We start from the raw sequence: 23,755 nt of genomic DNA, 5'->3' as shown, positions 1-23,755 counted from the left end.
AATATACAAACCAGACCAGGTCCGGAAATTCATGCAATACGCGAGAGTACCGTTAACATAAGTTGAGCTATTACCCTACCTTACTCTAAAACTCTTATCTATCGAAAGCCCTTATAACGCATGGTTTAAATAAAACCCTGTTAAAATAGATAACATGCAGAATTATTGTTCAAAGATATTTAACTGGATTTCTGAAGGCAACTCTGAGAAACTGAAGGAAATGGATAAGAGAAACCTCATGAGATGTCTAAAGGATGGTAGGAATCCTCTACATGAAGCCTGTTTTCAAGGAGAAATCGAGATTGTAAGGTACTTACTTGATTTGGGCTTTGATCCCAATGAAGAGGACGCAGAAGGAAATTCTCCAATACATCTGGCTTTTTGTAATGGCAATGTCGAAGTGGTAAAACTCTTGGTTAATAGGGGAGCAGATCCAAACAAGCGGGATAAGCAGGGGTTTCCCTTACTGCATAAGGCATATTACTTGGAAATGGATGACTTAGTAAGATTTCTTCTCGATAACAGGGCAGATCCGGAGGTTAGGGATAATTTTGGTCTAAAATATTTTGAATATGGAAAAATAGTCGGATGCGAACTTTACCTGAAAGGGATACAAACTGAACCTGATCCAGACGAGGTTTCCCTAGATTAGTCTGGTTTGCTACGTATTCACGTTTCCTCCCTTAATGCAACAATATAAGGTGACCCTGTCCATGATGTCTCTGGCCCTATTTATTGACTTAAAGAGTAGTGTGCGGATTTTCTGAAAACCAAGCCTTATCCATAGGACACCATGGCTCAGCCAAGCCTTACCCTACGTGATTCATTCAAATACTCCACACACTACTTAAAGAGTAGAATATGGAGGAAAGGTGTGAAGTACTGTCTGTTCTACTCCACACACTAGGAGAAATAGCGCAACTGATTGTAGAAGAACAACCTAACTGTAATCAAAGACCTCCAGGTTTCTGCAAGATGTCAAATTGAAAGAGAACTGAAGACGTCGCTTAACAGAAACTCCATACACTATACACTATAGGAAACAATTCAAAACTGTAAAACGATCCACTACATCAAAATATGCGAGAAACGAAAATTCATATGATAAAGTACCGTGATATTTCATGTTATTATTCTCCTAATCTATGAAATCTAGCCTCATTAAATCCTGAAACTATTCAGGTTAACAGTCTTAAGATAGAACCCAATTAATATCTCTAATTTGACTCTAGAGAAAAGCTTATGTTATTTGGATCAATAATATTAATCATGATAAAAGTTTCCGATGTAATGACTCCGGTGATCGTGTCGGTAAATCCGGAGTCAGATATGCGAGAGCTCATAGAGGTACTGAGTAGGGATAGGTCCGGGCGAGTGATAGTTCTTAAGGATGGAAAACCTGAGGGCATTGTCACAACTAGATCCGTGGTTCAGGCATACGCTCAGTACGGAGGAAAGTTGATGGAGCTAAGGGTCAAGGACTTGATGAGTGAGAGGCTGATCAGAGCCAATGCGGATGATGATGTGAGAGATGTTTTGAGGGTCATGGTGGCTCATGATATAGGTGGGGTTCCTGTAATGGATGGCGACGTGATAATTGGTATCTTTACGGAGAGAGATCTTGTTAGGTTAATGGCCAGAAGAACTTTTTCTGGTCTCGTGGATTCAGTTATGTCTCCCACTGTGTATACCATTGGACAGGATAGTGACTCTCTTGAGGCCTCCAAACTTATGACAACCCACAGGGTTAGAAGGTTGCCCGTAATGGACGGCGAAAGACTGGTGGGTATAGTTACGGCGGCAGATATCGTGAAATCTCTTCTAAAGAACGTAGAACCTCAACCAGTCCTTGAGGTTGGGACGAGAAATCCAGTGACTGCGAAGAAATTGGACACCATCATGAAGGTGGTAAAGATAATGGATGAGAAAAGAATAGGCACAGTACCGGTCGTGGAGGATAAAATTGTGGGAATTGTGACAGAAAGAGACTTGATATATTCTGCACTTAACATCCTTTAAACTAAAATAAAAAATTTTTATCTTTTACAAGTTTTTAACTTTTGCCCAGGTCAGTTAATCCCTTACTTGGACCCTGATCGCCCATGTCAAGAGATACCGAATCTAGTGCCCTTGCACCCACCGGAGTACCATTGGAAATTCCTGAATTCTCTTCTAGCCTAATCATGCCATCTGCTGGTAGAGCAACTGGCATTTCCTCTTCCTTATAGCCTTCCCTCCTCATGGCATATCTCTCCATGGCTATCGTCTGAACTGCCCACATGGGTATGTCAGTCTTGGGCACCTTTTCGCCATATAGGAGGGTCAGTATAAGGTTATATGCGAATATTATGGTAGCAAACCCTGCTAGCCATCCTCCAATCAGCAAGAGTTGATAGTATACCTCATAGAACCCGGCCCACGCCACTTCCCTTCTGATCAGCCCGAAGAATCCACCTTCGCTGGAGGCTATCGCAAACAGTCCCATTCCTGCCTGCCATCCCCAGAAGTGGAGCCATCCCAGCTTGGTGCTGTACCATTTCCTGCCAAACAGATCAGGACCCACCACGTAGAGGGCACCTAGCAGGCCACCTACTGAGTAGATTGCCAGCATTATGTGGAAGTGACCGAATATCCATCCTGTGTTGTGAATCGTTGGGTCCAATGAGGGCGTCGGATTAGTGGGTTCCGCCTGTATCCCTCCTATGATGTTCCACACTGCAGCTGCAAATATGAAGGCAAATCCTGGGTCCCACTTCAGCTTCCTGGGGTCGCCCAGAGTGATGAAGAACAGTAGCCAGAGAGCAGCGAACGGGACAGCTACCAGTGCCGTGCTGGTCTGCGCAAATATGTCCCTCAGGATCAGGGGCCACGGGTCGTCCACGATGTGGTGCACGTAGACGCTAGATCCCAGAACGAAGAGGACTGGTATTAGCCACCTAGTGAACCTGACGCTGTACATGGGCCTCCTGGCGTAGAGGGGAGTTATAGCGACTATACATCCTGAGAGGGTGTAAGGGACGAAGTACACGAGCGGGTGGTCAGCGAACCAGAACAGTCCCTTCCACACCTCAGCGTTGGGAATACCGAAGAGGTAGATGTTCAATCCTCCGATGGGGGAAAGCAGGCTCCACATGTCAGCGATAAAGACAGGTATATTTGCCAAGGCCATCATTATCATATCCATAACAATGAACCCTATGGGAGTGGGAACTAACTTACCCTGCACTCTGCCCTCAAAGCTAGTACCTATCACAGAGGCCATCTCTAACCATTCGGCGATAACCATGGTTCCATATCCTATGTACCAAGTTACCGAAGCCTGTAGGGGGTTGAGGAAAGTGAAAAGATACTGGTTCTGTATTCCTCCTAGGTTCATCATGAATAGCGCAAAATTGTTTAGCCAGAAGCCAAAGTTAGCGATCTTGGGCCATTTCACAAGCCTTGACCCATTCAGAGCGGGTATTACGTAAAATGCAAGGGAGAATACTGCCGTGAAGGCTGCGCCAAACACCATGTCCATGACGTGGTTGGTCATGGCCTGGAAGTAATACGCACTATCCACGACCACGGGCACGCCTTCACTGCTCAGTCCAGCCTGACCCCTCAGGAACAGCGCGAAGGCTCCTCCAATGAACAGCCATGCTACAGCGGTCAGTAACAGCTTAATGCTCAGGTTTTTGTAGTCTTCGGTATAGAGAACCTTCGCCAGCAGTGATCTCCTAGCTTCTCTCTCCTGTACCTGTTGATACTTCCTACTCCATTCCAGTAATCTCTCCTGTTCAAGCTTCTTAATTTCCTCTCGCGTAGCCATATCTATCAAGACCAAATTAGAGAAGAATTCTTTAAACCGAGATGTTTTTCTAAAAAATCGAAGGATTGATATCGATTTGAAGCAGGTCCAGTACAACGTGTTTAAAAGAATGGGAAATTTTTATAAAAATTGTTAAAAAGAAAATTCATATCTTAGCTGGTTGCGTTTAGCACAGTGAAGGAGAACTGGTTTCCGTCAGTTAGGACAACATTGTATTTACCTGGAGATAAATTGACGGGTATAACCAGAGTGTCATAACCCACGTAGATCTCGTATACCGGAGCATAAGCTGAAACTATGGAGCCATTGGAGAGAGGTACGGACTCCAGATAATAGTAAACCGTGGGAGCCGTGGAGAATGTGGAATTGGATATGGACGATATCTTCACAACTGTGTTGTTATCCTCATTATCAATAATCAATTTCAAACCCTTGATTGTCTGATAATTTATGCTACCATGAGCATACACTGGGATAGTGTATACCCCATAGGATACGTTATACGACGGAACGAACTCAGAACTTGGTATTAAGCTTTGAAAAACAAAATATCCCGTTAGGGCTATCAACACCACAACCGTGGCCGCCACAAAAAAAGTTCTTAACTTCACCATCCCATCTCAGTCCTGCATATACGCACCGGCCATTATAAGTGCTAACCCAACAACAGCTATGGCCAGACCAGCTAGGTCAGTGCCAGTCACCGTGAAGGCGAAGGATGCAGGATTGGGTTTCAGCAAGGTATAGCTGTAAAGGGTGAGCATTATCACCGATATGGCTACCAAAAAGCCTCCAGGAATTATTAGACCCCAGACTTTCATGTTCATTTTATGCTCACGTATAACTTTCGAATCTAACAAAAATAAAAACCTTTCCTTATTTTCCTCGATAAGTGATATTTGAGGTAGGAAGGATCCTAACCAATGGGTTTTGATGGAGACGAACTCAATCCATCATGACCCGTTAAATGTAGAAAAGCTTGAATTAGTACCGATCCCTTCATGGGAAGAATAAAGGGAAGGCTTCCATTACTTTGTTGGCCTTACATTTCGAGGCCTCTATCTAGAAAGTGTTTCTATAAGTGCCCAAAATAGAGCATACTCAAGGAAAATAAAGCTTTTAAATAACAAATCAACAGTTATATTAAAAAGGATCCCTCATGTGTCACTACAGGCTCCTGAAGATAGAAAGGCCCACGAAGAAAAGTGCCAGGATTCTGCTTCTCAGAGAGGAAGTGTTCGAGACAGTATTAAACGAACCCTACTTTTCCGTAATGACTTCTGATGATTGGAGTAAAACAGGGATTAGCAAGAGTTACTACTACTCCCTTTTGAAGGACCTTAGAAAGATGAAACTCATGGAAGATAATGCCATAGCATTCAGGGCAATTCTATCTTACAAATATGAGGCTAACTGCATTAAGCTAATTCCTCATAAGATAGCGTTCGTATCAAATGGAAAAATTGGCGTAACTATGAAACTGGACCAAAAGGCTGGTTGTCTATCCTGTCCGTTGATAACTGAATGCACCTATGGTCTCAAGCTAGTGAGGAACGAGGTTAAGGTTAAGTTAGCTTCTAATCTCACCGATCCTCACTCCCGATGGCTTCACACCATATTGGGGTTGATAGAGGGTGTAAAGAGCGGTGAACAGGACGCAGAGATTATCATTAGTTAGTTCTATGATAACTTGTTCATTACACGGAGTTTTTCTCCCAATGAAATCTCTGGAGATGTTCCTATAAACCAGGCAATACTTAATATTTGATCTTAATCTATGTCTCTAAATTAAAATTGTAAGGACAGTAGCTTTGCATTGGACTTTTAGTGGTTAGGATGATCAAGAGTTTTACAACATTAGTGAAAATGTAATGAACAATCAGTGAAAACAGTCCCTTTCAAACTATGACCGTTTTCCTCTAAAATAAAAAAACTTACTATGATTACCTATTCAATAAGCATAGTAAAAAATCTTTAAACCCCGTTAATGTACGGTTATCCCTATCTCATTCAAGTTGTGTGAATTTTCTGAAAACTAGTTTTTTTGCGAATCATGACGCCATAGCCTAACTAAACCATTTTTTAACATAGTTCTTTTAGTGTGTGGAGTGTTTGAATGAATCACGTCAGGATAAGGCTTGGATGAGCCATGGTGTCACGATAGATAAGGCTTAGTTTTCAGAAAATCCACACACTATAGTTCTTTTTCCAGATATTCCAGGGTACTATAAGTTGGTTGTGAAACGTTATCTCCCCAGCCACCGCAGGAAGAATATGAAAATTACAATGATATTTACCTTAACAATCTCAAAGACCTTGAGTCAATGAGTCAATGAGTCAATATCTATAATTATTATTTTAGAAATACACGAAAATGGTATCTTACTAAAGAAACAAAAGGTTTTTAAGTAGGTTTATTGGGGTTGTTATTAAGGTGAAAAGGTGAAACGAGGTACTGTAATAGCTCTATTCTTCGTTTTATGTATTGTGGCTATCATATCCCTGGAGACACAGTATAGCACCTATGATTACATGGGATTCAATCCCAATTTCGTCTCTGATCATATTCCTGCTGGTGAAGGTGTAGTTCACGCTGAGTTCTCCAACGCTATAGGCTCCTATAAGGGTCCATACGTTATAATATACGTTACTGGTCAGCAATGGCACTGGGACTTTTATCCTCATGATAAGGTTTATACGAACTTCACGGTTGTTCCAGTAGGAGAACCCGTGGTGTTCGTAATCCACAGTGTTGATGTGTTCCACGAATTCTTCATCCAGGCAGCGACCTCCAACTTCACTATTCCTCTGAGCGTAGGTGCCGAAGCGGTGCCCGGCTATTATTCATACCTAGTATACGTGTTTCCACAACCAGGTCTATATCACGTTGCATGTGCTGAGTACTGCGGTACAGTTGCCACTGGTTTAGGCCACTCCTGGCTAGTAGGTACCATTCTGGCAACTTCTAACGCAACTCTGGCCTCACAGATAACCGGCGGTGTCATGCCACAGGGAACCTGGGATCCGTATGTGAACTCTTCGGGGTGAAGAAGATGGCGAACAGTAATTCATTCCTGTATCTTGGAATAATCCTCGCCATTATTGGTCTAATAGTTCTTGTTGCGGGCACTACGACAGTAACATATCCCTCAGAGTATTTCGACGTAAATGGAATGAACCTGACTACTGGGACAACTGCAAATTACTTCATTAACTTCTTTGGTCTTGCCATTTTCCTGTTCGGGATAGGCTCTCTCCTATCTCACGCAGAACTGAGGAGGAGGTCAAGGAAATGATGTTTTCCTTTTCCCTAGTTCGTGAGGTGAGAAAGAATGGCTAATGGAAATAACGTAAAAACTCTTCTCATTCTAGGTTTCGTTTTTATGTTAGTGTTAGTAGGTGTGGCCTACAGTGCAGATGTTCTACTCAATGCCGCGTCAAATGCTGCTAATACCGTGACAGCATACTATATTCCCAATGCCCAGATCAATGAGGGAAATCCAGGTTCAGAATCGTTCTGGCAGCAAATACCCTATAGCTCAGTTCCGTTAGAACCCACAGTTCCCGTACCTGATGGAATCTCCGGCCATACGACTATAGTGTACGTGAAGGCCGCCTGGACTTACGTACAGGGAGTTCCCTACATCTTCATTCTGATGAAGGCACCTGTAGTGGGACAAGAATCCTGGTTAGCATGTCCGGAGAGAACACCCACAGGGCAATTATGGCAACCCTTCGTGGATTCTGTACCTCAAGGATGGTGGGTGGTTAATGTATCCTATAGCGCAAACGACCAGGGCGTAGCCTCGGTCTACACTCTCCCCACATCTAAGCAAATGGGTTATCCACCAGGTCAGGCACTCGTTAACCCTATCACGATATACGTATACAACCAGAGTGGCAAGTTATATGGTCAAATAGTGGGTGCAGTAGATCCACAGGGTAACCCGCTCAACAATGGTAATCCAATAAACATCACTTCAATAAACCTCGACTACAACGGAACTCCCGTAACTTCATTGAGCCAGTTCTTGGCCATGGGGCTTAATGGTTCAACCTGGGGACAGGATACGTACAACCTGTTCTATCCAGAGGACACAGCTGGTTATGTTTCCCTGTTCTACAACAGTACCTACATGTATCCAGAGAGGCTTGCAATTATGTGGCTACTAGGGGGAGTTCCTAGCTCTTGGACGCAAGTAGCCTACACCCCGCACATGATGCCAGGTACTTCAGGTGCGCTCTCAGCAGGACAGGCCGAATTGTGGATATTGAACAACAATCCTAGGGCCAACAACACTCAAGATGCTGGTTATCCTGGTCCAACACTGTTCAGCAGAACTTCACCACCTCCCTATACTCACTACCCCCAGTATAAGGATCCCCTCAACCTGGGATACTTGCCAAATCAAGGAATAATTGCTGATGCATTCGTTAACGGCTCCTCCATTTACTACATAGGAGGCAATTACCAGGTGGCATTCCCATCCCTTAACAACCCACACGTCAATCCGTTCCAGGTCATGAACGGGATGGTGAACGGGTCAGAGTTATGGAACCCATCAGTAGTGGCTACGGGCTTCCAGTTCGTTAACTCTCCAACAGGTCCGTACATGATAGCGGAGTTCGCCAGGACTTTCTCCACTGTGGGAGTATCCGGAGGACAGGGAGAGTCAAACTATCAGATCCAGTTACAGCCAGGTCATACCTATCACGTGGCATTTGCCGTGTTCCAGGGTGGATCTGGAGAGTCTGTAGACTTCAAGTCCATATCCTTCTGGTGGAACCTCTACATCCAGCCAGCCAACTCCAGCTCCATAGGATTCCTGCCACTCCTCCTTCTGGGTAATGCCTTTGCAGCTCCTGCTGTGGCGTTCTTCCTGATGAGCTACAGGGGTCTTCCAACTCAGATAATAGTAAGGTTTAATACAATAATCAAGATATTTAGGCAGATAGGAAATGGACCGCAAGCCAGGAGTTAATTTAACCCTTTTTTCTACAATTTATGTTTTCGCTCTCATGCTTGAATTGTTATTCAATAGAGAATTTTTGGCCGGGGTTATCCCCATCGGCATGGCGGCAAGTACGCCTATGGTGGAGAGAGTGTTTTCAATCATGTTCGTGATAGGGGAGATCGCCTTTGGACTTGTCCTTATACTTCAACCAATACTAGTGGGAATGGCAGGTTACTATTCAAGGATTAATGGTAAAGGTAAGGCCTTAATCTGGGCCAGTCTGTATCTCTCCCTCCTCTTGGATGCGGTCCATCTCTACCTGGGCTATGATAATACCTCATTCAATCCACCAGTTCTCTACTCGCTGGTTTATGTGATCATTCTGATTTCCACGGTAATTATGGTATCTGCTTACCTTAGGGAATGGATCCTGTTATTCGCCTTCATACCTGACGTGCTGGCCTATCTTGTCCTGATAGGGAACTGGCTTATTCAGCTGAGCAACAGCTCTGCCTATGGGGCTATAACCGCGTTCGCTGGTCAAGTCATGGCTTACGCGGTAATTATATCAGGGGCGGGTTTCGTCGTGTATGCGCTCAGACGGGGTATTTCAAAGAAGTTCTTGCTTCCGGTAGTCGCGCTAGCGGTTGTGATAGGTGCGCTAGTTTACCTGAATGCCATTCCTGGTCTGGGAATCATGATAGGTGTGGTATTTCCCTATGTTCTAGGCATACTGGGTGTGAAGGACTGGATGCCCCCCATAATATTCGCAGTAGCCATCCTGGGCTTGGGATCAGCGTTCCTCCTCTACAAGAAGGATCCGGCAGTATCCCTCGCGTCATTGGCTCTGTTCTTCGGGGCGCTGGTATTCGACACTGTTGATACAACGGTCTACCTTCTAATTCCTGTTGCTGCAGTATCCATCCTGGCTTTGCTCCGTGGACAGAAAATTCCTCAAAAAACTGAATGATAACCTTACAAGTAGGGGTTTGCGATCTTTATGCTCTGTGATCGACTACTTTCTGCGTGAGTAAGAGGTCCACGTTTCTTCGCTCCTCACTGGGAGCACTAAGGTAAGGGGGAGGGTCAATTCATCATTTTCTGCTTCTTGTAACGTCACCTCGTGAAATATGACTTAAGAAATCCTCTCATTTTATAAGATATACACGTAAATTGCATTTTTACAACAAAAATATCATGAACACCTATGATCCTGCCATAAACATTTATAAAGTAGAATAATTAAGTAAAACATGATAAGTATGGCTGGAGTAAAATTTGCTAGGAGGGTTTTGGGATCAGTCATAGCAGCTATAGGGGTGGCTGCGTGGATATCAGATTTGTTTCTAATACAAACCTTACCATACACCGAATACGCCAACGATGCCTTTGTTGCCATAGTTCCACTTTCTGGAGCAGTGCTAGTGGCAGGGGGAGTTATTTTAGGACTGTGGAATTAGGGGGTGAACATAACGCCTAGGACAAGCAATTCATATCTTTTTCTAGGATTGGCCCTAATTGTGGCCAGTATAAATCCATTTTCCTTAGAGATTTCAGCTTCACAGGAGGTCGCCAAGTTCTCCTTTGATATGATGCTAGTTTGGGGAGCAGGTCTTATGGGGATATGGCTGGCCAGATTCATGTATAACAAGGGAGGCAGAAGTTTCTCGTCCTTTCTTGATTTCAACTATAAGACAAGAGGGCTGGTGCTGTCATGGTTAATAGGTGGCGCACTACTTACCTACTGGTATATTCCTGGGCCATTTGAGGCAAGTGTAACCAATGCGGGTGCTAGAGTCCTTCAAGTGGTATCCTTCACCGTTGCTGGATTGCTCTCAGGTATAGGCTGGGATGCCATGACGAAGGTATGGAAGAGTATCACAATTTTTGCTGTGTTCAGCATGATGGCCACAATGGCAGAAATTTTCCTGGAAATGGGATCCTATTATGCTGTGGACGTGTATAAACCCTATTCTGTCTCTCAGCTGGTGGAAACATCATACTTCCTGTTTGCTATGGCCTTCGTTCCCTCAACGTATTACATGGTAAAGATATTGAAGGATCTAGATATATTCTAACTCTTTTTCTGCTCAATAGGTTTTTTCCCTATTCTCTATGCCTTTTACCTGACTGAAACCTCGAAAGGTTTTTATATCATTTCTTAGTATTCTATCTTGATAAATAATGGCACTTTTAGAGACGCAGCTAAACCTATATCAGGTCAATTATTTCCTAATGTCAGTAGTGTTTCCAATATGGTACTACATCATCCTGTGGAAGGCCGACAAGGATCCCCAAGTTGATATAGATCAGCTGGTGAAACAAGAGTCCTCATGAGGGGGTCCTTTGGAATCCGTAAAGTTAACCGATATTTTTAACGTGAAGAAAAGCAAGGTAGTTTTTTTCGTGACTTTTGCACTCTATTTTGTATTTTATCAGTATGTGGACAGGATACTACTCGTGAGTAATGTTATCCTGCCTCAGGGAGTTAACGTGGTGGTTACCACATCAACACCCGTAGCTCCCTCTCAGATGCCTTACCCCCTCTGGGGGCCCTTTCTCGCCATCACCACAAGGTACTTCGATTGGGCCATGACTCCGCTCTCCCTGGGGATTTCATTCATTCTGTCCTTCCTTGTGGCGCTTAACGTAACGCTATATATCGCCCTCTTCTCTCTGATGAGGGCAAAGAGCACCCACAAGTTAGCCGTTTCCCTGGGTCTTCTTGCCACGTCGCTCTCATGTTCCTGTGAGCTTTTCACTGCCCTGATAGGTGCAACGGTCTCAAACATACCGTTCCTTATTTCAATTGCCTTCATGGACACGCTGGGAGAGGTTCTAACTATCGTGGCGGGGGTAATTCTCACCATTTCCTCGCTGGTGATAGCTTCCGAAATAACAGGATCCAATCCCTTTGCGTGGATGAAATGGAAGCATGGGATCGTGCCAGCCCTCGTGTTCACAGGTGCTATGTTCGTTATTCCATCATCCACCGTATTCTTCCTTGTGAGGATAGTTGACGGGCTTCTCGCCGGAGGGATCTGGGGGTACATATTCTCCAGGGGGATAAGCATATCGCAGGGTATTAGAAGGGGTCTGTTCCTAGTTTCTATGGTACTTATCACTGTTCAATTCTTACTTTTCCCCTTCATTCCCACTTGGGCCTTCTCCGCAATATCCATCGTTGCAGGTTTGGTGGGATCTCTAGGTTATACCTCTCTTAAACCATGGGTTAGACTAGGACTCCTGCACGTTATTGGCTGGTCGCTCATAATGCCCGGTCCCATATCCCTAGTTCTGGGATCTCCAATTCCGTTCTATAACATCACTGGAGGACAGGCGATACTCCTCTGGATAACTGCGTGGATTTTTGGAACACCCATAGCATGGTTGGCGGGGATCCAGTATCTTCAGTATATAAGGGACAAGATGAGCCAATACTCCCTTGTTCCCTCACAGTTCAGTATTAGATCTAGGAATGATGGGCTGACCTGGATACTTCTTGGGGCGGTGGCTGTGGTGTCCCAGATTCTGTTCTTTATGACCCATTCGGCCTATTTCTTGGATTACAACGGATACGATCTGATATTCCTGGAGACAATGACACTTTCTGCCACCGGACTGATGGTAGCGGGACTGGTCCTCATGGGTTATGGGGGGTACGTAATGATCAGAAGCAGGTACACCATTCCCAAGATCAACAGGAAATACTTCGTGATAGCGAGCGTGGTTTACGGTATTGTGGAGATGCTTGTGACGAAGATGATGATAATAGCCCCCACAGGATACCCTTACCCGCCGGTCTTGGTTTTGCCATATGGCGAACCTATGTATGCCCCAGCCGTGACCATATACGTCCCTGGAGTGATAGGATTTTACCTCTATCCCGCCTCCGTGCTGGCCCTTATGGCATCTTCCCTGTTATCCGGAGCAATATGGGCCTTGGTTTTCCAGACCAGGAGGAAGAACCTGGGATCCTTCACAGCGTTCAGCGTGCTTACAGCGTGTCCTTCCTGTGGGCTCTCAACCGTGGGATACGCTGTGACCTCGGTGTTAATGGTGTCCAGCGCCCTGATGACCTTCTATAGCGAACTGGGATTCACCATTGGTTCGGTGGGAATTCTGGTGGGCCTTTTAATCTACGTGATCAGGAGCTCCACTACCTGCAAGGTGGACGTAAGCAAGATAAGACAGTCTTGAGTGGTTCTACTATACTTTTTTACTCTGTAGACAATCTTTATACATGGAAAGCGTTAACATCGTGCTCCTGATGGGGATTGCCTCCCTCATGGTCGCAGTGATTGTGGTCCTCCTTTACTACGTCTTCAAGGTTACCACAAAGATTGGGACTTTCTTCCTTTACTTTGCCTTCCTCATGATGGCCTTCATGTTAATTGGGGCATCAATCTACCTCTTCAATCCCACCGAGACTAACCTTGGAATAGCTGTAGGAGTAAACATGGCCTCCATGATACTCCTTCTGGGGTATTTCTTTGCGGTTGCTGAAAGACTTACAGATAGGATAGAGTTCAAGTGGTATCATTACTACTCCCTTTCAGGTCTGGTGGTGTTCAATGAGGGTCTCATGGGTCTCACCTTTGGACTTGCCCAGTTCGGGGTGAGGAGTTTCTCCAGTCCTGTTTCGGCCCTGGATAACTCCCTGAATAGCTACTGGTTCTTCTATCCCATGATGGCCGAGATGCTGTCCCTCTACCTAATCTCCTTGAGCAGGGGGAAAAATAACCTGAGCCTGTTTCCCCTCATAGGGATCTCAACCTTCCCGCCAGTGATCTTTGAGAACCTGTTGATCTGGAGGTATTTCTCGCTCGTTGCGAGCCTGGGTTTCTCGGTGGTAGGGATAGCTTTCAAGGGTAAATGGAGCTACATCTACGTGTTGCTGGCCCTGGGTTCGCTTCTGAGCTTGATTACGCCCTGGCTGTTTGACGTGGGCATAATTGCTGGAATGATTCAGTACTATGTAACCTCGTTCAAGACAGAGAGGGTATCCAGGCCCACGTAACCTCGGGGAAGTCCAATTAGACGCTCTCCAGCCCTTTTCTGCAGTTACTGACTAGTAGTCAAAATATTTCTGAACATCTTTTATCACGAAGAACAGGAGAACTCCACAAACCACCAGGTCCAGTGCCAAAATGCCCATGAATAGCAGGGAACTTTTCACGAATATTATATCCATGAACAGCACTATGGCAAAAAGGAGACCTATCTGGACAAGATTCACAAGCGATCTCATTCCCTCTGTGGGCAACATATCTCACCTTCTAAATATTTTTCTTGCAAGTAATACCACTAGAAATGGAATCATCTCCACCATTATCAGATAAGCTGGGGCATACACTACAGTTCCCTCCAAAATACCAAGAATGCCAAGATATAGAATTATCATGAATATAAGTTTTATCTCAATACTTGATAAATAGAAGAGATCCAACCAGCTGACGAAGTCCTGCCATCCTATGCCCAGCACTATCAGCGTGAATATCCCCGACATTCCCACGGAGTAGACCCACAACCCGGCTATGGAAAATATCTCAAGCGTATGTACCAGTTAGCTTCACCCTTTCCGCGAATGAGTTGTAGTAGTTTACCATGGCCTGAGTGACTGTGGGCTTCACTGAACGTAAGGCCTCCACAAGGTCTTCGAACGTTATCTTGGAAGTCTTCCCCTCCTTCACTGACCTTCTGATAGCGAGGAGAACTGCCCTGTTTACAGTTCCCTTTATGTCCGCAGGCGTGAAGTTCTCTGTCATCTTTGCAAGATAGGAGAAGTCAATTGAGTCATCGAAGGGATGTCTGGTTACCAGTTTCTGAAACATCACTTTCCTGGTCTCGTAGTCCGGAGGGGGAACGTAGACCAGTTTCTCTAGCCTGCCTGGTCTTATGAGCGCTGGATCCACTATGTCCGGTCTATTTGTGGCTGCCATAAATATCACCCTCTCCTTCCTTGAGGAGACGCCGTCCATTTCTGTCAGCATCTGGCTCAGTGCCCTATCGGTCACCCTGTTTGGGTCAGATCCCCTCACAGTGGCTATGGCGTCTATCTCGTCGAAGAAAACCACTGTGGGGGAGGCCTGTCTGGCCCTCTTAAACACCTCCCTGATTGCCCTCTCCGTCTCTCCCACCCACATGTTCATGAGCTCCGGTCCGCTCACCGCAATGAAGTTGGCCCCACTTTCGTGCGCTACGGCCTTAGCAAGCATGGTTTTCCCTGTTCCAGGTGGCCCATACAACATGACTCCTGAAGGAACGTCAGCCCTCATTTCCTCGTAAAGCTTGGAGTATTTGAGGGGCCACTCAACCACCTCTTTCAATTCCTGCTTAACCTGATCCAGTCCTATTATGTCCTCCCACGTTACGTTGGGGATCTCCACCCTGAATTCCCTGAGTGCTGAGGGTTCCACAACCTTCATGGCGTTCTGGAAATCCGCCATGGTGACCCTCACCTCCTCGGGGTTCTGGGTTCTGCGCAGGGCACTCATGGTTGCCTCCCTCACTAGGGCCTCCAGGTCCGCCCCAACGAACCCATTGGTCATTGACGCTATTGCCTCAAGGTCCACATCCTCAGCCAGGGGAATTCTCCTTGTGTGAATCCTGATTATGTCAAGCCTGGCCCTCTTGTCTGGGACCGGTATCTCTATTTCCCTGTCGAATCTTCCAGGTCTCCTCAATGCTGGATCTATGGCATTGGGCCTATTTGTCGCGCCAATGACCAAAAGCCCTCCACCGGAGGACACGCCGTCCATGAGAGTCAGCAACTGTGCCACTATCCTCTTGTCAGCCTCGCCGTTAGTTACGTCCCTGTTTGGTGCTATGGCGTCAATTTCATCAATGAATATCATGGAGGGAGCAGATTTTTCAGCCTGTTCAAAGATATCCCTCAGCCTCTTCTCGCTTTCCCCGTAATACTTGGAACCTATTTCGGGCCCACTTATGAAGAAGAAGTTCGCCATAACCGAGTTTGCGAGGGCCTTGGCGATCAGGGTCTTCCCTGTCCCCGGAGGACCATACAGCAGGACTCCCTTTGGAGGACGGAAACCAAACAGCCTAGGAACCTCAGGCTTAACCAGTGCTATGTCAATTATCTCCTTCAAAGACATTATCTGCTCTGTCAGACCACCCACGTCCTCCAGAGACACCAGCGGTATATTCTTCTGGGTCTGTTTTATTACCTCCCCGGTGATTTCGATTTCCGTTTCTCCTACAATCACGCCAACCTCAGCCCTGGGCTCGAAGGATACCACTGCAAACTCGCCTTGCTTCGTGTTCAGTGGCATGCCCCTTGATACAGGGATACTTCTGAGCTCCAGGTTTAATCTCTTGGTGTCAAAGTTTCTTTGCGCAGATGGTGCCAGAACAAGGGAGTTCAGGGGAATAGGTTCAACTTTTCTAATCACCACCTTCTCTCCATTTCTAATTCCCAGGTACCTCATTACGTCCTCATGTACAGAGATACCACCAGTGTTCTCCCTATCCTCCTGTACAAGGAGTGGGAAGAGTCTGTTGGTTACCAGCACAACTGTTTCCCCGTAGGAGATTCCCTTTGATCTCATGAGCTCTGGATCAAAGAGACAGGTATTCCTGTTCTTGACCTTTCTAGTCCCATTAAAGACCTTTGCAAAGAACTCGTTAGTCATCAGTATCAGTTAATGTAATACTGCTAGGGATAAAAATTTTCATAAGAAAATCTAACGTATTTAAATCCCCAAATTTTAAAAGAGTAACTCTCCCTATCTCAAAAAGGCTAATATTTTATAGATCTGAAAACAATAAAATCTAGGTTCATAACGTGTTATCGCATAAAAGAGTTCATTAAATAATGAATGTGTAGAGCCTTTATATAATTAATACTATTTGGTAGATGCCTGATCTATTTATATATTCTTTATCTGATCCCTTTTCTACTGCTTAAATATTCGAAAGGTGTTTAATAGATATTCATAATTATAATTATATTTTTATAGCAAAGACAGGATAAAGTTTAAATAATTTATTTTCAAACTTCATGTAAGTTAACAAATCTTAGAAATCTTTATAAGAGATGTCTCGAGATAAAGAAAGGGAGGTTGTACACAAAAATGTTTAGTCATGTTAAACTATGTATAAAAGTGGTGAGATCATGGAGAAGTTAGAGTATAAGGTTACTGGAAAGGTAAAGAATTACGAAAGAAGATTCAATTTCTATGTGGCACTTTCCACCGTGGGTACTGGAGTGTTTACGGGCTTAGCGGTGTTACTAAGGCAGGTCCTGTTGATTGAGACTGGTATACTGCTGTTCACCACAGCTCTCACAATTCTGGCTGTAAACCTAGTACTTGACCTCACAGTGAAATCCCACTCCAACACCTGGGTATTTGCCTCTCCCCCAAGGGAGATCGTGAAGAGAGTAGATAGGGTGGGCAAGGAGATTTGCGAGCATCGCCCATCTCTGCTGGAGGGAGATAATCCGGTTTCCAGGCTCGTCTCCAAGATCTTCAAGAAGAGCTGGGCACATTTCGCCATAATTCTACCCAGTTTCGTAATATTCTACGTGGTCATGGTGGTTGGTCTCATTGGTTATCAGAAGCTGGGCCCCGCAGGAATATCACTGGTGAACTTTGCGTCAGATATTAGCTGGCTGTTCTGGTTCCCTCTCCTCTGGTTATTGACGTGGCTGGCCAATGGAAGGGCCTGGTGTCAGACGTGTCCCTTCAGCGGTCAGGCAGAGTGGGTCCACAGGCTACACCCATGGAAGAAGATGAGCAAGAAACTGGGGTTGAACTTGAGATGGCCCATAAAATACAGTACCATCTTCTACTCTGCTGTGGGTTTCTCGGTGTTAACTTGGATGGAGGAGTTTTACAACATAGGGGGTCCTGGCGTCCCAGAGTTAACTTCCGTGGTGTTGATATATATAGGCGCACTGGAGCTCTTCATTAGCCTGCTTTTCCAAGACAGGACGTTCTGCAGGACCATCTGCCCCTTAAGTGCCCCACTTGCTATCACCACGACAATTTCACCTCTTGGCACCTTCAGGGCGAAGAACCCAGAGGTTTGCAAGTCCTGCACCACCAAGGATTGCATGAGGGGTAACGACAAGTTCCACGGTTGTCCATGGTTTGCCTCTCCCGGTAGCAAAGAGAACTCTCCCATGTGCGGGCTGGCATCGGACTGCTACAAGGCATGCCCTCACGACAATATTGACTGGCAGGTAAAGAGGTTCCCATGGTTAAGCGACCTCACTGGAGGGAAGAAGAGGTTTGACATTGCATTATCAGTCACCCTGCTCACAGGGGTAGTCCTCTTCCAGTTCCTCAACGCGCTACCTTTCTACTCCATGGTTGACACTTGGTTAAGCAAGGTGACGGGCTGGGCAAGTTTCGCTCAGTTACTGGTTCCTGGATTGTCCAAGTTTGGTTACTCCACTCAAGGTTATCCCAACCCTCTAGACTACTTTGCCATTAACGTGATACCCATCCTCGCGGTACTTCTCGCTGCAAAATTCGAGGAGAGAAGAGGAGTTCCCTTGAAGTGGGGCTTCACCTCCATCTCCTATGCGCTTATCCCCATCTTTGCAGCCTCAATACTGGTCAGGAACCTGCCCAAGTTCCTGGGAGGATCCCCGCTGATCCTCAACGAAATACTTGATCCCACGGGTGCCGGAATGCATAACAGTGACATTTACTCCACCTTCTGGGGGAGCTTCCTTCACTCTCTTGGACACGATCCCCTTAACGCCACCGCGGCCTGGTGGGTTCTTCTGGTGATGGAGGCTGTGATGGCCTTTGGAATCTACCTGGGGATTAGGGCTTCAAACATGCTAGCCGAGACCGACGGAATCAGCAAGTGGACCTATTACGCGGTTGTTCTGGGCTTTGGAATTACCTTCATGCTTGTGACGTACTGGATGTCTTCGCCAGCCTCTCCCACAGCACCCTTCTACAACCCCTACCTGGGTAACCTGCTGTACAATCCGCTTCAGGCCACTCCACCGTTCTGAGGTGAGAACATGGATCCAGTGGTTCTAATAGATGTGGACAGATGTGTGGGATGCTACATGTGTCAGAGGGCCTGCGCCCTTGCCCAATGCATAGAGATAAATGAGGTCACCAGATTCGCGGAGGTGGTAAGACCTGAGGACTGCACAGGCTGTATGGCGTGCGAAAGGGCCTGTCCATATGACTGCATAGTTGTGCTCAGCGATGAAACGCAGGTTCCTGTGAGAGCTAAGGTAACCCTTTCCAGGGTAAGGAGGTACTCATCCAAGAGACTGGTAACAGGGGATCCAGGTTGGACAGTGAAGACGGGCGCAGAGGAAATGATGAGGGAAGGAGTGGGATCCCTGATAATCATGAATGGAACCAAGATAATCACCGAGACGGACGTTTTGGAAGCATGGATTGCCGGAAAACAGGATAAGCCCCTCATCGCCTTCTCTAAGGACGCGGTGACCATAGAGGGAAAGGCCACAGTGGAGGAGGCCTTGAGGATTATGCTGGAAAGGGGTATTGGTCATCTGCCGGTATTGGAGAGAGGTAAGCTGGCAGGGATAATCTCCCTGCGGGACGTGTTGAGGGCTTCCTCAGTTACGTCTCCAATCCTAGGCGAGAGCATCATTCCCATAAATCCCAGGGAGAAAATAGAGAAGTACGCAATTCAGGTTCCCGTAGTTGGGAGGGTGACAAACAGGGAACTCTACTACCTTCTCAAGGAAAGGGGTCTTAAGGCCACAGTGGTAAAGGATAGAGAGCTGATTGGGCTGATATCAATCAGGGATCTGACCAAGGCGTTGGGCACGGGTAGGTCTCTGGACGATATGATAGAACCCAGATGGGTTAACCCTGTATCCTCTCAGGAGCAGATCTCCAGGGCAATAGCCATCATGATGGAACATAACATCAGGCATCTGCCCGTGATCCACGGTGAAGAAATAAGGATGCTCAGCATAAAGGAGATAGCAAAGCATGCAGTGTGGATCAAGGCAATGTGATTTTTAATCACTAATCCATTCTTTCTATTCCTCCTTCAGCCAAAAATGGAATAGCAAAACTCTGCATTAGGATACCGAGGGCAATGAGTAGCAACGTTCCGTTCAGCTCGTGTCTAATAAGTGGATAGGCGAAAGTTCCTATGGCACCTCCCAGTCTTCCCATAAAGAAGAGGATACCATTGAAGGTTCCCCTGTCCCTCGCATTTCTAAGCTCACCCATATAATGAAAGGAGGAGCTGAAAGCTATACCTGAGACAAGCCAAAGAGTGGCGATAGCTTCCAACCAGCCGGTAAGGGTGTACATGAGAAGGAGTACCGACGTTAAAAAGTAGGACATGAAGAGCACTGGCTTCTTAGAGGTCAGGGGGAAGATTAAGCATGCACCAATTGCGAAAAATGTCCAGTTTGCCATCTGCGTTATGAAAGAGTATCCGGGCACATATACTGCAAATGAGGCCAGAACCAGAGTGAGAATGAACTGTCCTATCCCCATAACAAATGTTTCTAGAGTTCCTGAGCGTATCCTAACCTTGGATGAGCCTAGCCAGACTTCACTCTCACTTACCCACCTGTGGAATATGAGAACAAGTAAGGGCGGTACTCCCCCAAGGAGAAGGACAAGTCTCCACGGAGAAAGAAAAATGGGGATGGCTGTAGCGCTCAGGGCTCCCATGGCCCATGCGGTGAAGGAGAGTCCTACCCACTTCTTGGAAACCTCCTCCAGGAGAGTTACCGATGACGGGATTTCCCCTCCTATCCCTAGACCCACTAGGCTCCTCCCTAGAATCAGGACTTCGTAGTTTGTAGCAGAGGCACTGATCAAAGCCCCCATAACGAAAAGGATGACAGAAATAAGGTAACCCTTCCTTCTACCCATGACATCGCACAGGTAACCGAGAAGAACTGCGCCCACTATGGAACCCATGAACGAGGAAGAGACCAGGAGACCTGTCTCGAAACCTGTGAGCCTGAAGGTCTTGATTACCTCTCCTAAAACGCCCGCTATTATCAGGAGATCAAATCCATCCGTGAAGCCTCCCATTGTCAAGACCAATAGTGTGCGTTTCATGAATCGAAATGATGTCATCAACTTAAATAACCTACGAAATATGCAAAAATTGCACATTTATTATGTAGAGTTTAATTTGATCCCTTTTAATTCGTTATAAAAATTCGGAAAACCTCGCCACTTGTGGCGGGGATGAACGAACGCGTCCGAACAAAACAGATTTAAAATGAACTAACTACCTTTTTGTAATGTATACCTTAAGGTTTCGCGCGTACGCCTCCTCTGACGTGTTGAGGGAGTTAAAGTCCCAGTTGAGGTTGCTGTGCGAGGCGTACAACACCTTAAGGTATGCAGACATCGCGTTCCACGAAAGGGATGGGAAGTGGTTGAACAGGACCGAGCTGAGGCAACTCGCCCTTGACCTGAGGAAGCAGGACCGCGAGTATAAACGCGTGTTCTCCCAGGTCTTCCAGAACGTAGCGGACAGGTACTGCGAGGCCAGGCATCGCTTTCTCCAGGGGCTGGCCAGGTTCCCCAGGGAGAAGAAACCTGAAAGGTACAGGTCCCTGGTGTATCCACAGAAGGGATGGAAGATCCTCTCGACCAGGCCGGCCAGGTCAGGGAGGAAGAGCTGGATTTACCTTTCCCTCTCAGGTCTTGGCGTGTTCAAGGTCCTGGCCCATCGACCGCTTCCAGACAAGATCAGCAGGGTCGCGGTGAAGGTGACGCCAACAAACAGGTTATTCGTGTCCTTTCTGGTGGAGGGAGACCTTCACGTTCAAACCGAAAACACAGGCAAGGTCGCTGCACTCGACCTTGGCATCTCCCACCTCCTGGTCACGTCAGACGGTCACTACGTGGATAACCCCCGCTTTCTGGAGAGGGTCCTCCTCAAGTACAGGTCACTCTCCAGGCTTCTCTCCAGAAAGAGGAAGGGTTCAAGTAACTGGGAGAAGGCCAGGCTTAGACTAGTGAAACTCCTGGAACGGGTGATCAACGCTAAGATCGACTTCTACTACAAGCTGGCCAACGTCCTGGCCAGGCGTTACGACGTCCTGGTAATGGAGGACCTCAACGTGGTGAAGATGACCAGGGACGGGTCAAGAACCCTGAACAGACATCTCCGTGACGTTTCCTTTTCTAGATTCTCCTCAACCCTGAAATGGGTCTTCCAGAAACACGGTAAAGAGGTCCGCGAAGTCAACCCCGCATACTCCTCTCAGACCTGCTCCAGGTGCGGAAAGAAACATAACCTCTCCCTCTCTGACCGCGTCATCACCTGCCAGTGTGGCCTAGTTCTTGACCGCGACCTCAACGCCTCCGTCAACCTCCTCAGGAGGGCAGGGTGGGAGCCACCCGTTGAGCCTGTGGAGATGAGGCCTCTATGGCAAGCCTCGTCCATGAAGCAGGAAGCTCCGCCCTTCAGGGCTGGGTAGCTCACATGTTCATGTGGAAGAGATTTTGGATCGGGTCCTGCTCACAGGGAGCTCAATGAGACGGTAGTCATATGTCCGTGACGGGTCTAGGTATTTATTGGGATTTCTCAAGGATTTCTACCCATCTTGGCCATTCCAAAGGGATCTCCTCCTTAAATTATCACAGTATCTATATTTTCTAAGAAGTGGATTCAAGCGCAAAATTTAACTAAAATTTATTATCCCTCTAAGGCTATATTACCTAAATGAAAGTAATATCCTTCAAAGTAGAAAGAAATAAGGCCCAGGAGGCCTGGGATATACTGGAGAGGCAGAAGACCTCACTTTCATCTCAGATCAGAAAATATGTTGAAAGAATAATGGATCAAAACCTACCTGTTTCCACGGAACTTGAGAAGGACAGGCTGGTGATAATTACGGTAAAAGTACCTGACGAGCTTTATCAAAAGATTGCCAGGTTTGTGGAGGAGAAACATGTTAAGAGGAGCGCGTTGCTCAGAACGGCAGTCTATATGTTCATCGACGAAAATAAGGAAACCAAGGACGATGTGGCCACACTAAGTGCCACATAAGGTTAGGAAAAGGAATTTTACCTTAGCACCTTTAATTTAAGCCTTACCTCCTCAGGGAATATATCCTTTGGTAAGTAAGCTGTTACTATCCAGTTAGGGACGTCGACCACTTGACTCACCTTCAGATCCACTACAGCGCTGGCAAGCATGTACGCCTCCACGGGAGTCGTATGTGAGGAGAGGATGCCTATAATCCCCTTGATGGCTTTCTTAGCTGCTTCCCACAGGTTGGGATCCATACCCGGATAAGCTAGATACTCCTTGAAGTCTCCATCCCTTACTGCCCCGGTCTCAAATAGGGGTTGAGCTATTCCCGCGTTCTTGTGCAGAGTCACCTTGATGGTCACGTCCATTGGGGCCTCTATGGCAGTTCCACAAACCTCACCGTCTCCCTGAGCTACGTGGGTGTCTCCCAGGGATAGGAGTGCCCCCTTCACGAAAACGGGGAGGTAGAGCTTCGTTCCTCTGGTCAGATGTTTTATGTCCATGTTCCCTCCGTTCTCCCTTGGGGGTATAGTACTGAACCTACCGGGTGTGGGGAGGGCAGTGCCTATCACTCCGGGAAATGGTCTGGGCGGAACCCTGACCTCAATGTCACCAAACTTCGCCACTGCCTCCTTCTCCACCTTCCATATCTTTAGTGCCGGACCTGCCAGGTCAATGGGAGTGGTGTAGGGATCGTTGGCCAGAAAACCAAACCCTGGTAATACACCGGTCCACCCCCATCCCTTAGTGGAGAAGTCCAAGAACTCTATCTCCAGTGCGTCGCCGGGTTCGGCACCCTCGACCTCAATCGGCCCAGTAAGCGGGTGGATCCTGGAAAAGTCCAATTTAAGAAGATCGGAAGGGGAGGATGAAGGGGTCACCTGTCCATCAGAGGCCTCTCTGGACTCCACAGTGACCACATCCCCAGACTTTATGGAGAGGACGGGACTTAGGGAATTATCCCACTTATTATGAATTTTATTCGAATGTATGGTGTACATAT

The 23,755-nt window shown here is 46.6% G+C and carries 24 protein-coding genes; 16 read left to right on the top strand and 8 right to left on the bottom strand.

Features of this window, described 5'->3' with window-relative positions; all coding sequences use genetic code 11:
• Positions 1-154 precede the first annotated feature (154 nt).
• Together QVC96_RS05805 and QVC96_RS05800 are read left to right on the top strand one after the other, a co-directional pair.
• Complete coding sequence (locus QVC96_RS05805) at positions 155-652, top strand: ankyrin repeat domain-containing protein (protein ID WP_287690205.1); 498 nt, start codon at positions 155-157, stop codon at positions 650-652.
• 617 nt (positions 653-1,269) lie between these two features.
• Positions 1,270-2,019 carry a CBS domain-containing protein gene (locus QVC96_RS05800; RefSeq protein ID WP_287690204.1) on the top strand — a complete coding sequence of 250 codons (750 nt, stop codon included), beginning with the start codon at positions 1,270-1,272 and terminating at the stop codon, positions 2,017-2,019.
• A gap of 34 nt (positions 2,020-2,053) precedes the next feature.
• On the opposite strand, the gene QVC96_RS05795 is transcribed toward QVC96_RS05800, so the two are convergent.
• The 3 genes from QVC96_RS05795 to QVC96_RS05785 form a co-directional block, all read right to left on the bottom strand.
• A complete protein-coding gene (locus tag QVC96_RS05795) occupies positions 2,054-3,811 on the bottom strand; it encodes a cbb3-type cytochrome c oxidase subunit I (RefSeq protein WP_287690203.1) in 1,758 nt (585 codons plus the stop codon).
• Between the two features lie 152 nt (positions 3,812-3,963).
• The gene (locus QVC96_RS05790) at positions 3,964-4,425 is read right to left on the bottom strand and encodes a hypothetical protein (RefSeq protein ID WP_287690202.1); all 462 of its coding nucleotides are present in this window, start codon (positions 4,423-4,425) and stop codon (positions 3,964-3,966) included.
• Positions 4,426-4,431: 6 nt separating this feature from the next.
• Entirely contained in the window at positions 4,432-4,638 is a 207-nt protein-coding gene (locus tag QVC96_RS05785; RefSeq protein WP_238026281.1) for a hypothetical protein, read from the bottom strand.
• 332 nt (positions 4,639-4,970) lie between these two features.
• On the opposite strand from QVC96_RS05785, the gene QVC96_RS05780 reads away from it, so the two are divergent.
• The 10 genes from QVC96_RS05780 to QVC96_RS05735 all read left to right on the top strand — a co-directional run bounded on the left by QVC96_RS05780 (position 4,971) and on the right by QVC96_RS05735 (position 13,786).
• Positions 4,971-5,489: a hypothetical protein gene (locus tag QVC96_RS05780; protein WP_238026280.1), complete on the top strand. Its 519-nt coding sequence runs from the start codon at positions 4,971-4,973 to the stop codon at positions 5,487-5,489.
• A gap of 764 nt (positions 5,490-6,253) precedes the next feature.
• Positions 6,254-6,859 carry a quinol oxidase gene (locus QVC96_RS05775; protein WP_238026279.1) on the top strand — a complete coding sequence of 202 codons (606 nt, stop codon included), beginning with the start codon at positions 6,254-6,256 and terminating at the stop codon, positions 6,857-6,859.
• Positions 6,860-6,864: 5 nt separating this feature from the next.
• Positions 6,865-7,107: a hypothetical protein gene (locus QVC96_RS05770; RefSeq protein WP_287690201.1), complete on the top strand. Its 243-nt coding sequence runs from the start codon at positions 6,865-6,867 to the stop codon at positions 7,105-7,107.
• 36 nt (positions 7,108-7,143) lie between these two features.
• Positions 7,144-8,793: an ethylbenzene dehydrogenase gene (locus tag QVC96_RS05765; RefSeq protein ID WP_287690200.1), complete on the top strand. Its 1,650-nt coding sequence runs from the start codon at positions 7,144-7,146 to the stop codon at positions 8,791-8,793.
• A gap of 37 nt (positions 8,794-8,830) precedes the next feature.
• A complete protein-coding gene (locus QVC96_RS05760; protein WP_238026276.1) occupies positions 8,831-9,736 on the top strand; it encodes a hypothetical protein in 906 nt (301 codons plus the stop codon).
• Positions 9,737-10,019: 283 nt separating this feature from the next.
• Positions 10,020-10,226: a SepZ protein gene (locus QVC96_RS05755; RefSeq protein ID WP_287690199.1), complete on the top strand. Its 207-nt coding sequence runs from the start codon at positions 10,020-10,022 to the stop codon at positions 10,224-10,226.
• A gap of 3 nt (positions 10,227-10,229) precedes the next feature.
• Positions 10,230-10,844, top strand: a complete 615-nt coding sequence (locus QVC96_RS05750; RefSeq protein ID WP_287690198.1) for a DUF1404 domain-containing protein — start codon at positions 10,230-10,232, stop codon at positions 10,842-10,844.
• Between the two features lie 106 nt (positions 10,845-10,950).
• Complete coding sequence (locus QVC96_RS05745; protein WP_287690197.1) at positions 10,951-11,103, top strand: hypothetical protein; 153 nt, start codon at positions 10,951-10,953, stop codon at positions 11,101-11,103.
• Between the two features lie 9 nt (positions 11,104-11,112).
• The gene (locus tag QVC96_RS05740) at positions 11,113-12,966 is read left to right on the top strand and encodes a hypothetical protein (RefSeq protein WP_287690196.1); all 1,854 of its coding nucleotides are present in this window, start codon (positions 11,113-11,115) and stop codon (positions 12,964-12,966) included.
• Between the two features lie 43 nt (positions 12,967-13,009).
• A complete protein-coding gene (locus QVC96_RS05735) occupies positions 13,010-13,786 on the top strand; it encodes a hypothetical protein (RefSeq protein WP_287690195.1) in 777 nt (258 codons plus the stop codon).
• 51 nt (positions 13,787-13,837) lie between these two features.
• Here the strand turns inward: QVC96_RS05735 and QVC96_RS05730 are convergent, their stop codons facing one another.
• From QVC96_RS05730 to QVC96_RS05720, 3 genes are read right to left on the bottom strand one after another with little or no spacing between them, the layout of a single operon-like run.
• On the bottom strand, positions 13,838-14,035 hold the full coding sequence (locus QVC96_RS05730; protein ID WP_287690194.1) for a hypothetical protein: 198 nt from the start codon (positions 14,033-14,035) through the stop codon (positions 13,838-13,840).
• 3 nt (positions 14,036-14,038) lie between these two features.
• A complete protein-coding gene (locus QVC96_RS05725; RefSeq protein WP_287690429.1) occupies positions 14,039-14,275 on the bottom strand; it encodes a hypothetical protein in 237 nt (78 codons plus the stop codon).
• A gap of 40 nt (positions 14,276-14,315) precedes the next feature.
• Positions 14,316-16,418, bottom strand: a complete 2,103-nt coding sequence (locus QVC96_RS05720) for an AAA family ATPase (protein WP_287690193.1) — start codon at positions 16,416-16,418, stop codon at positions 14,316-14,318.
• 482 nt (positions 16,419-16,900) lie between these two features.
• Between QVC96_RS05720 and QVC96_RS05715 the strand changes: the two genes are divergently transcribed.
• Positions 16,901-18,760, top strand: a complete 1,860-nt coding sequence (locus tag QVC96_RS05715; protein WP_287690192.1) for a 4Fe-4S binding protein — start codon at positions 16,901-16,903, stop codon at positions 18,758-18,760.
• A gap of 9 nt (positions 18,761-18,769) precedes the next feature.
• Entirely contained in the window at positions 18,770-19,750 is a 981-nt protein-coding gene (locus tag QVC96_RS05710; RefSeq protein WP_287690191.1) for a CBS domain-containing protein, read from the top strand.
• Between the two features lie 10 nt (positions 19,751-19,760).
• On the opposite strand, the gene QVC96_RS05705 is transcribed toward QVC96_RS05710, so the two are convergent.
• Positions 19,761-20,819, bottom strand: a complete 1,059-nt coding sequence (locus tag QVC96_RS05705) for an MFS transporter (RefSeq protein ID WP_287690190.1) — start codon at positions 20,817-20,819, stop codon at positions 19,761-19,763.
• A gap of 188 nt (positions 20,820-21,007) precedes the next feature.
• Here QVC96_RS05705 and QVC96_RS05700 point away from each other — a divergent pair, with 188 nt between their 5' ends.
• Together QVC96_RS05700 and QVC96_RS05695 are read left to right on the top strand one after the other, a co-directional pair.
• A complete protein-coding gene (locus QVC96_RS05700; protein ID WP_287690189.1) occupies positions 21,008-22,195 on the top strand; it encodes an RNA-guided endonuclease InsQ/TnpB family protein in 1,188 nt (395 codons plus the stop codon).
• A 245-nt stretch (positions 22,196-22,440) separates the two neighbouring features.
• Positions 22,441-22,767: a hypothetical protein gene (locus QVC96_RS05695; RefSeq protein ID WP_287690188.1), complete on the top strand. Its 327-nt coding sequence runs from the start codon at positions 22,441-22,443 to the stop codon at positions 22,765-22,767.
• Between the two features lie 17 nt (positions 22,768-22,784).
• On the opposite strand, the gene QVC96_RS05690 is transcribed toward QVC96_RS05695, so the two are convergent.
• The gene (locus QVC96_RS05690; RefSeq protein WP_287690187.1) at positions 22,785-23,753 is read right to left on the bottom strand and encodes an acetamidase/formamidase family protein; all 969 of its coding nucleotides are present in this window, start codon (positions 23,751-23,753) and stop codon (positions 22,785-22,787) included.
• Between the last annotated feature and the right edge of the window lie 2 nt (positions 23,754-23,755).

Origin of the sequence: Metallosphaera javensis (ex Sakai et al. 2022) (genome assembly GCA_021654415.1) — an archaeon.
Classification (GTDB): domain Archaea; phylum Thermoproteota; class Thermoprotei_A; order Sulfolobales; family Sulfolobaceae; genus Metallosphaera; species Metallosphaera javensis.
The sequence above is the reverse complement of the archived record's forward strand: the minus strand, read 5'-3'. Positions and strand labels throughout refer to the sequence as shown.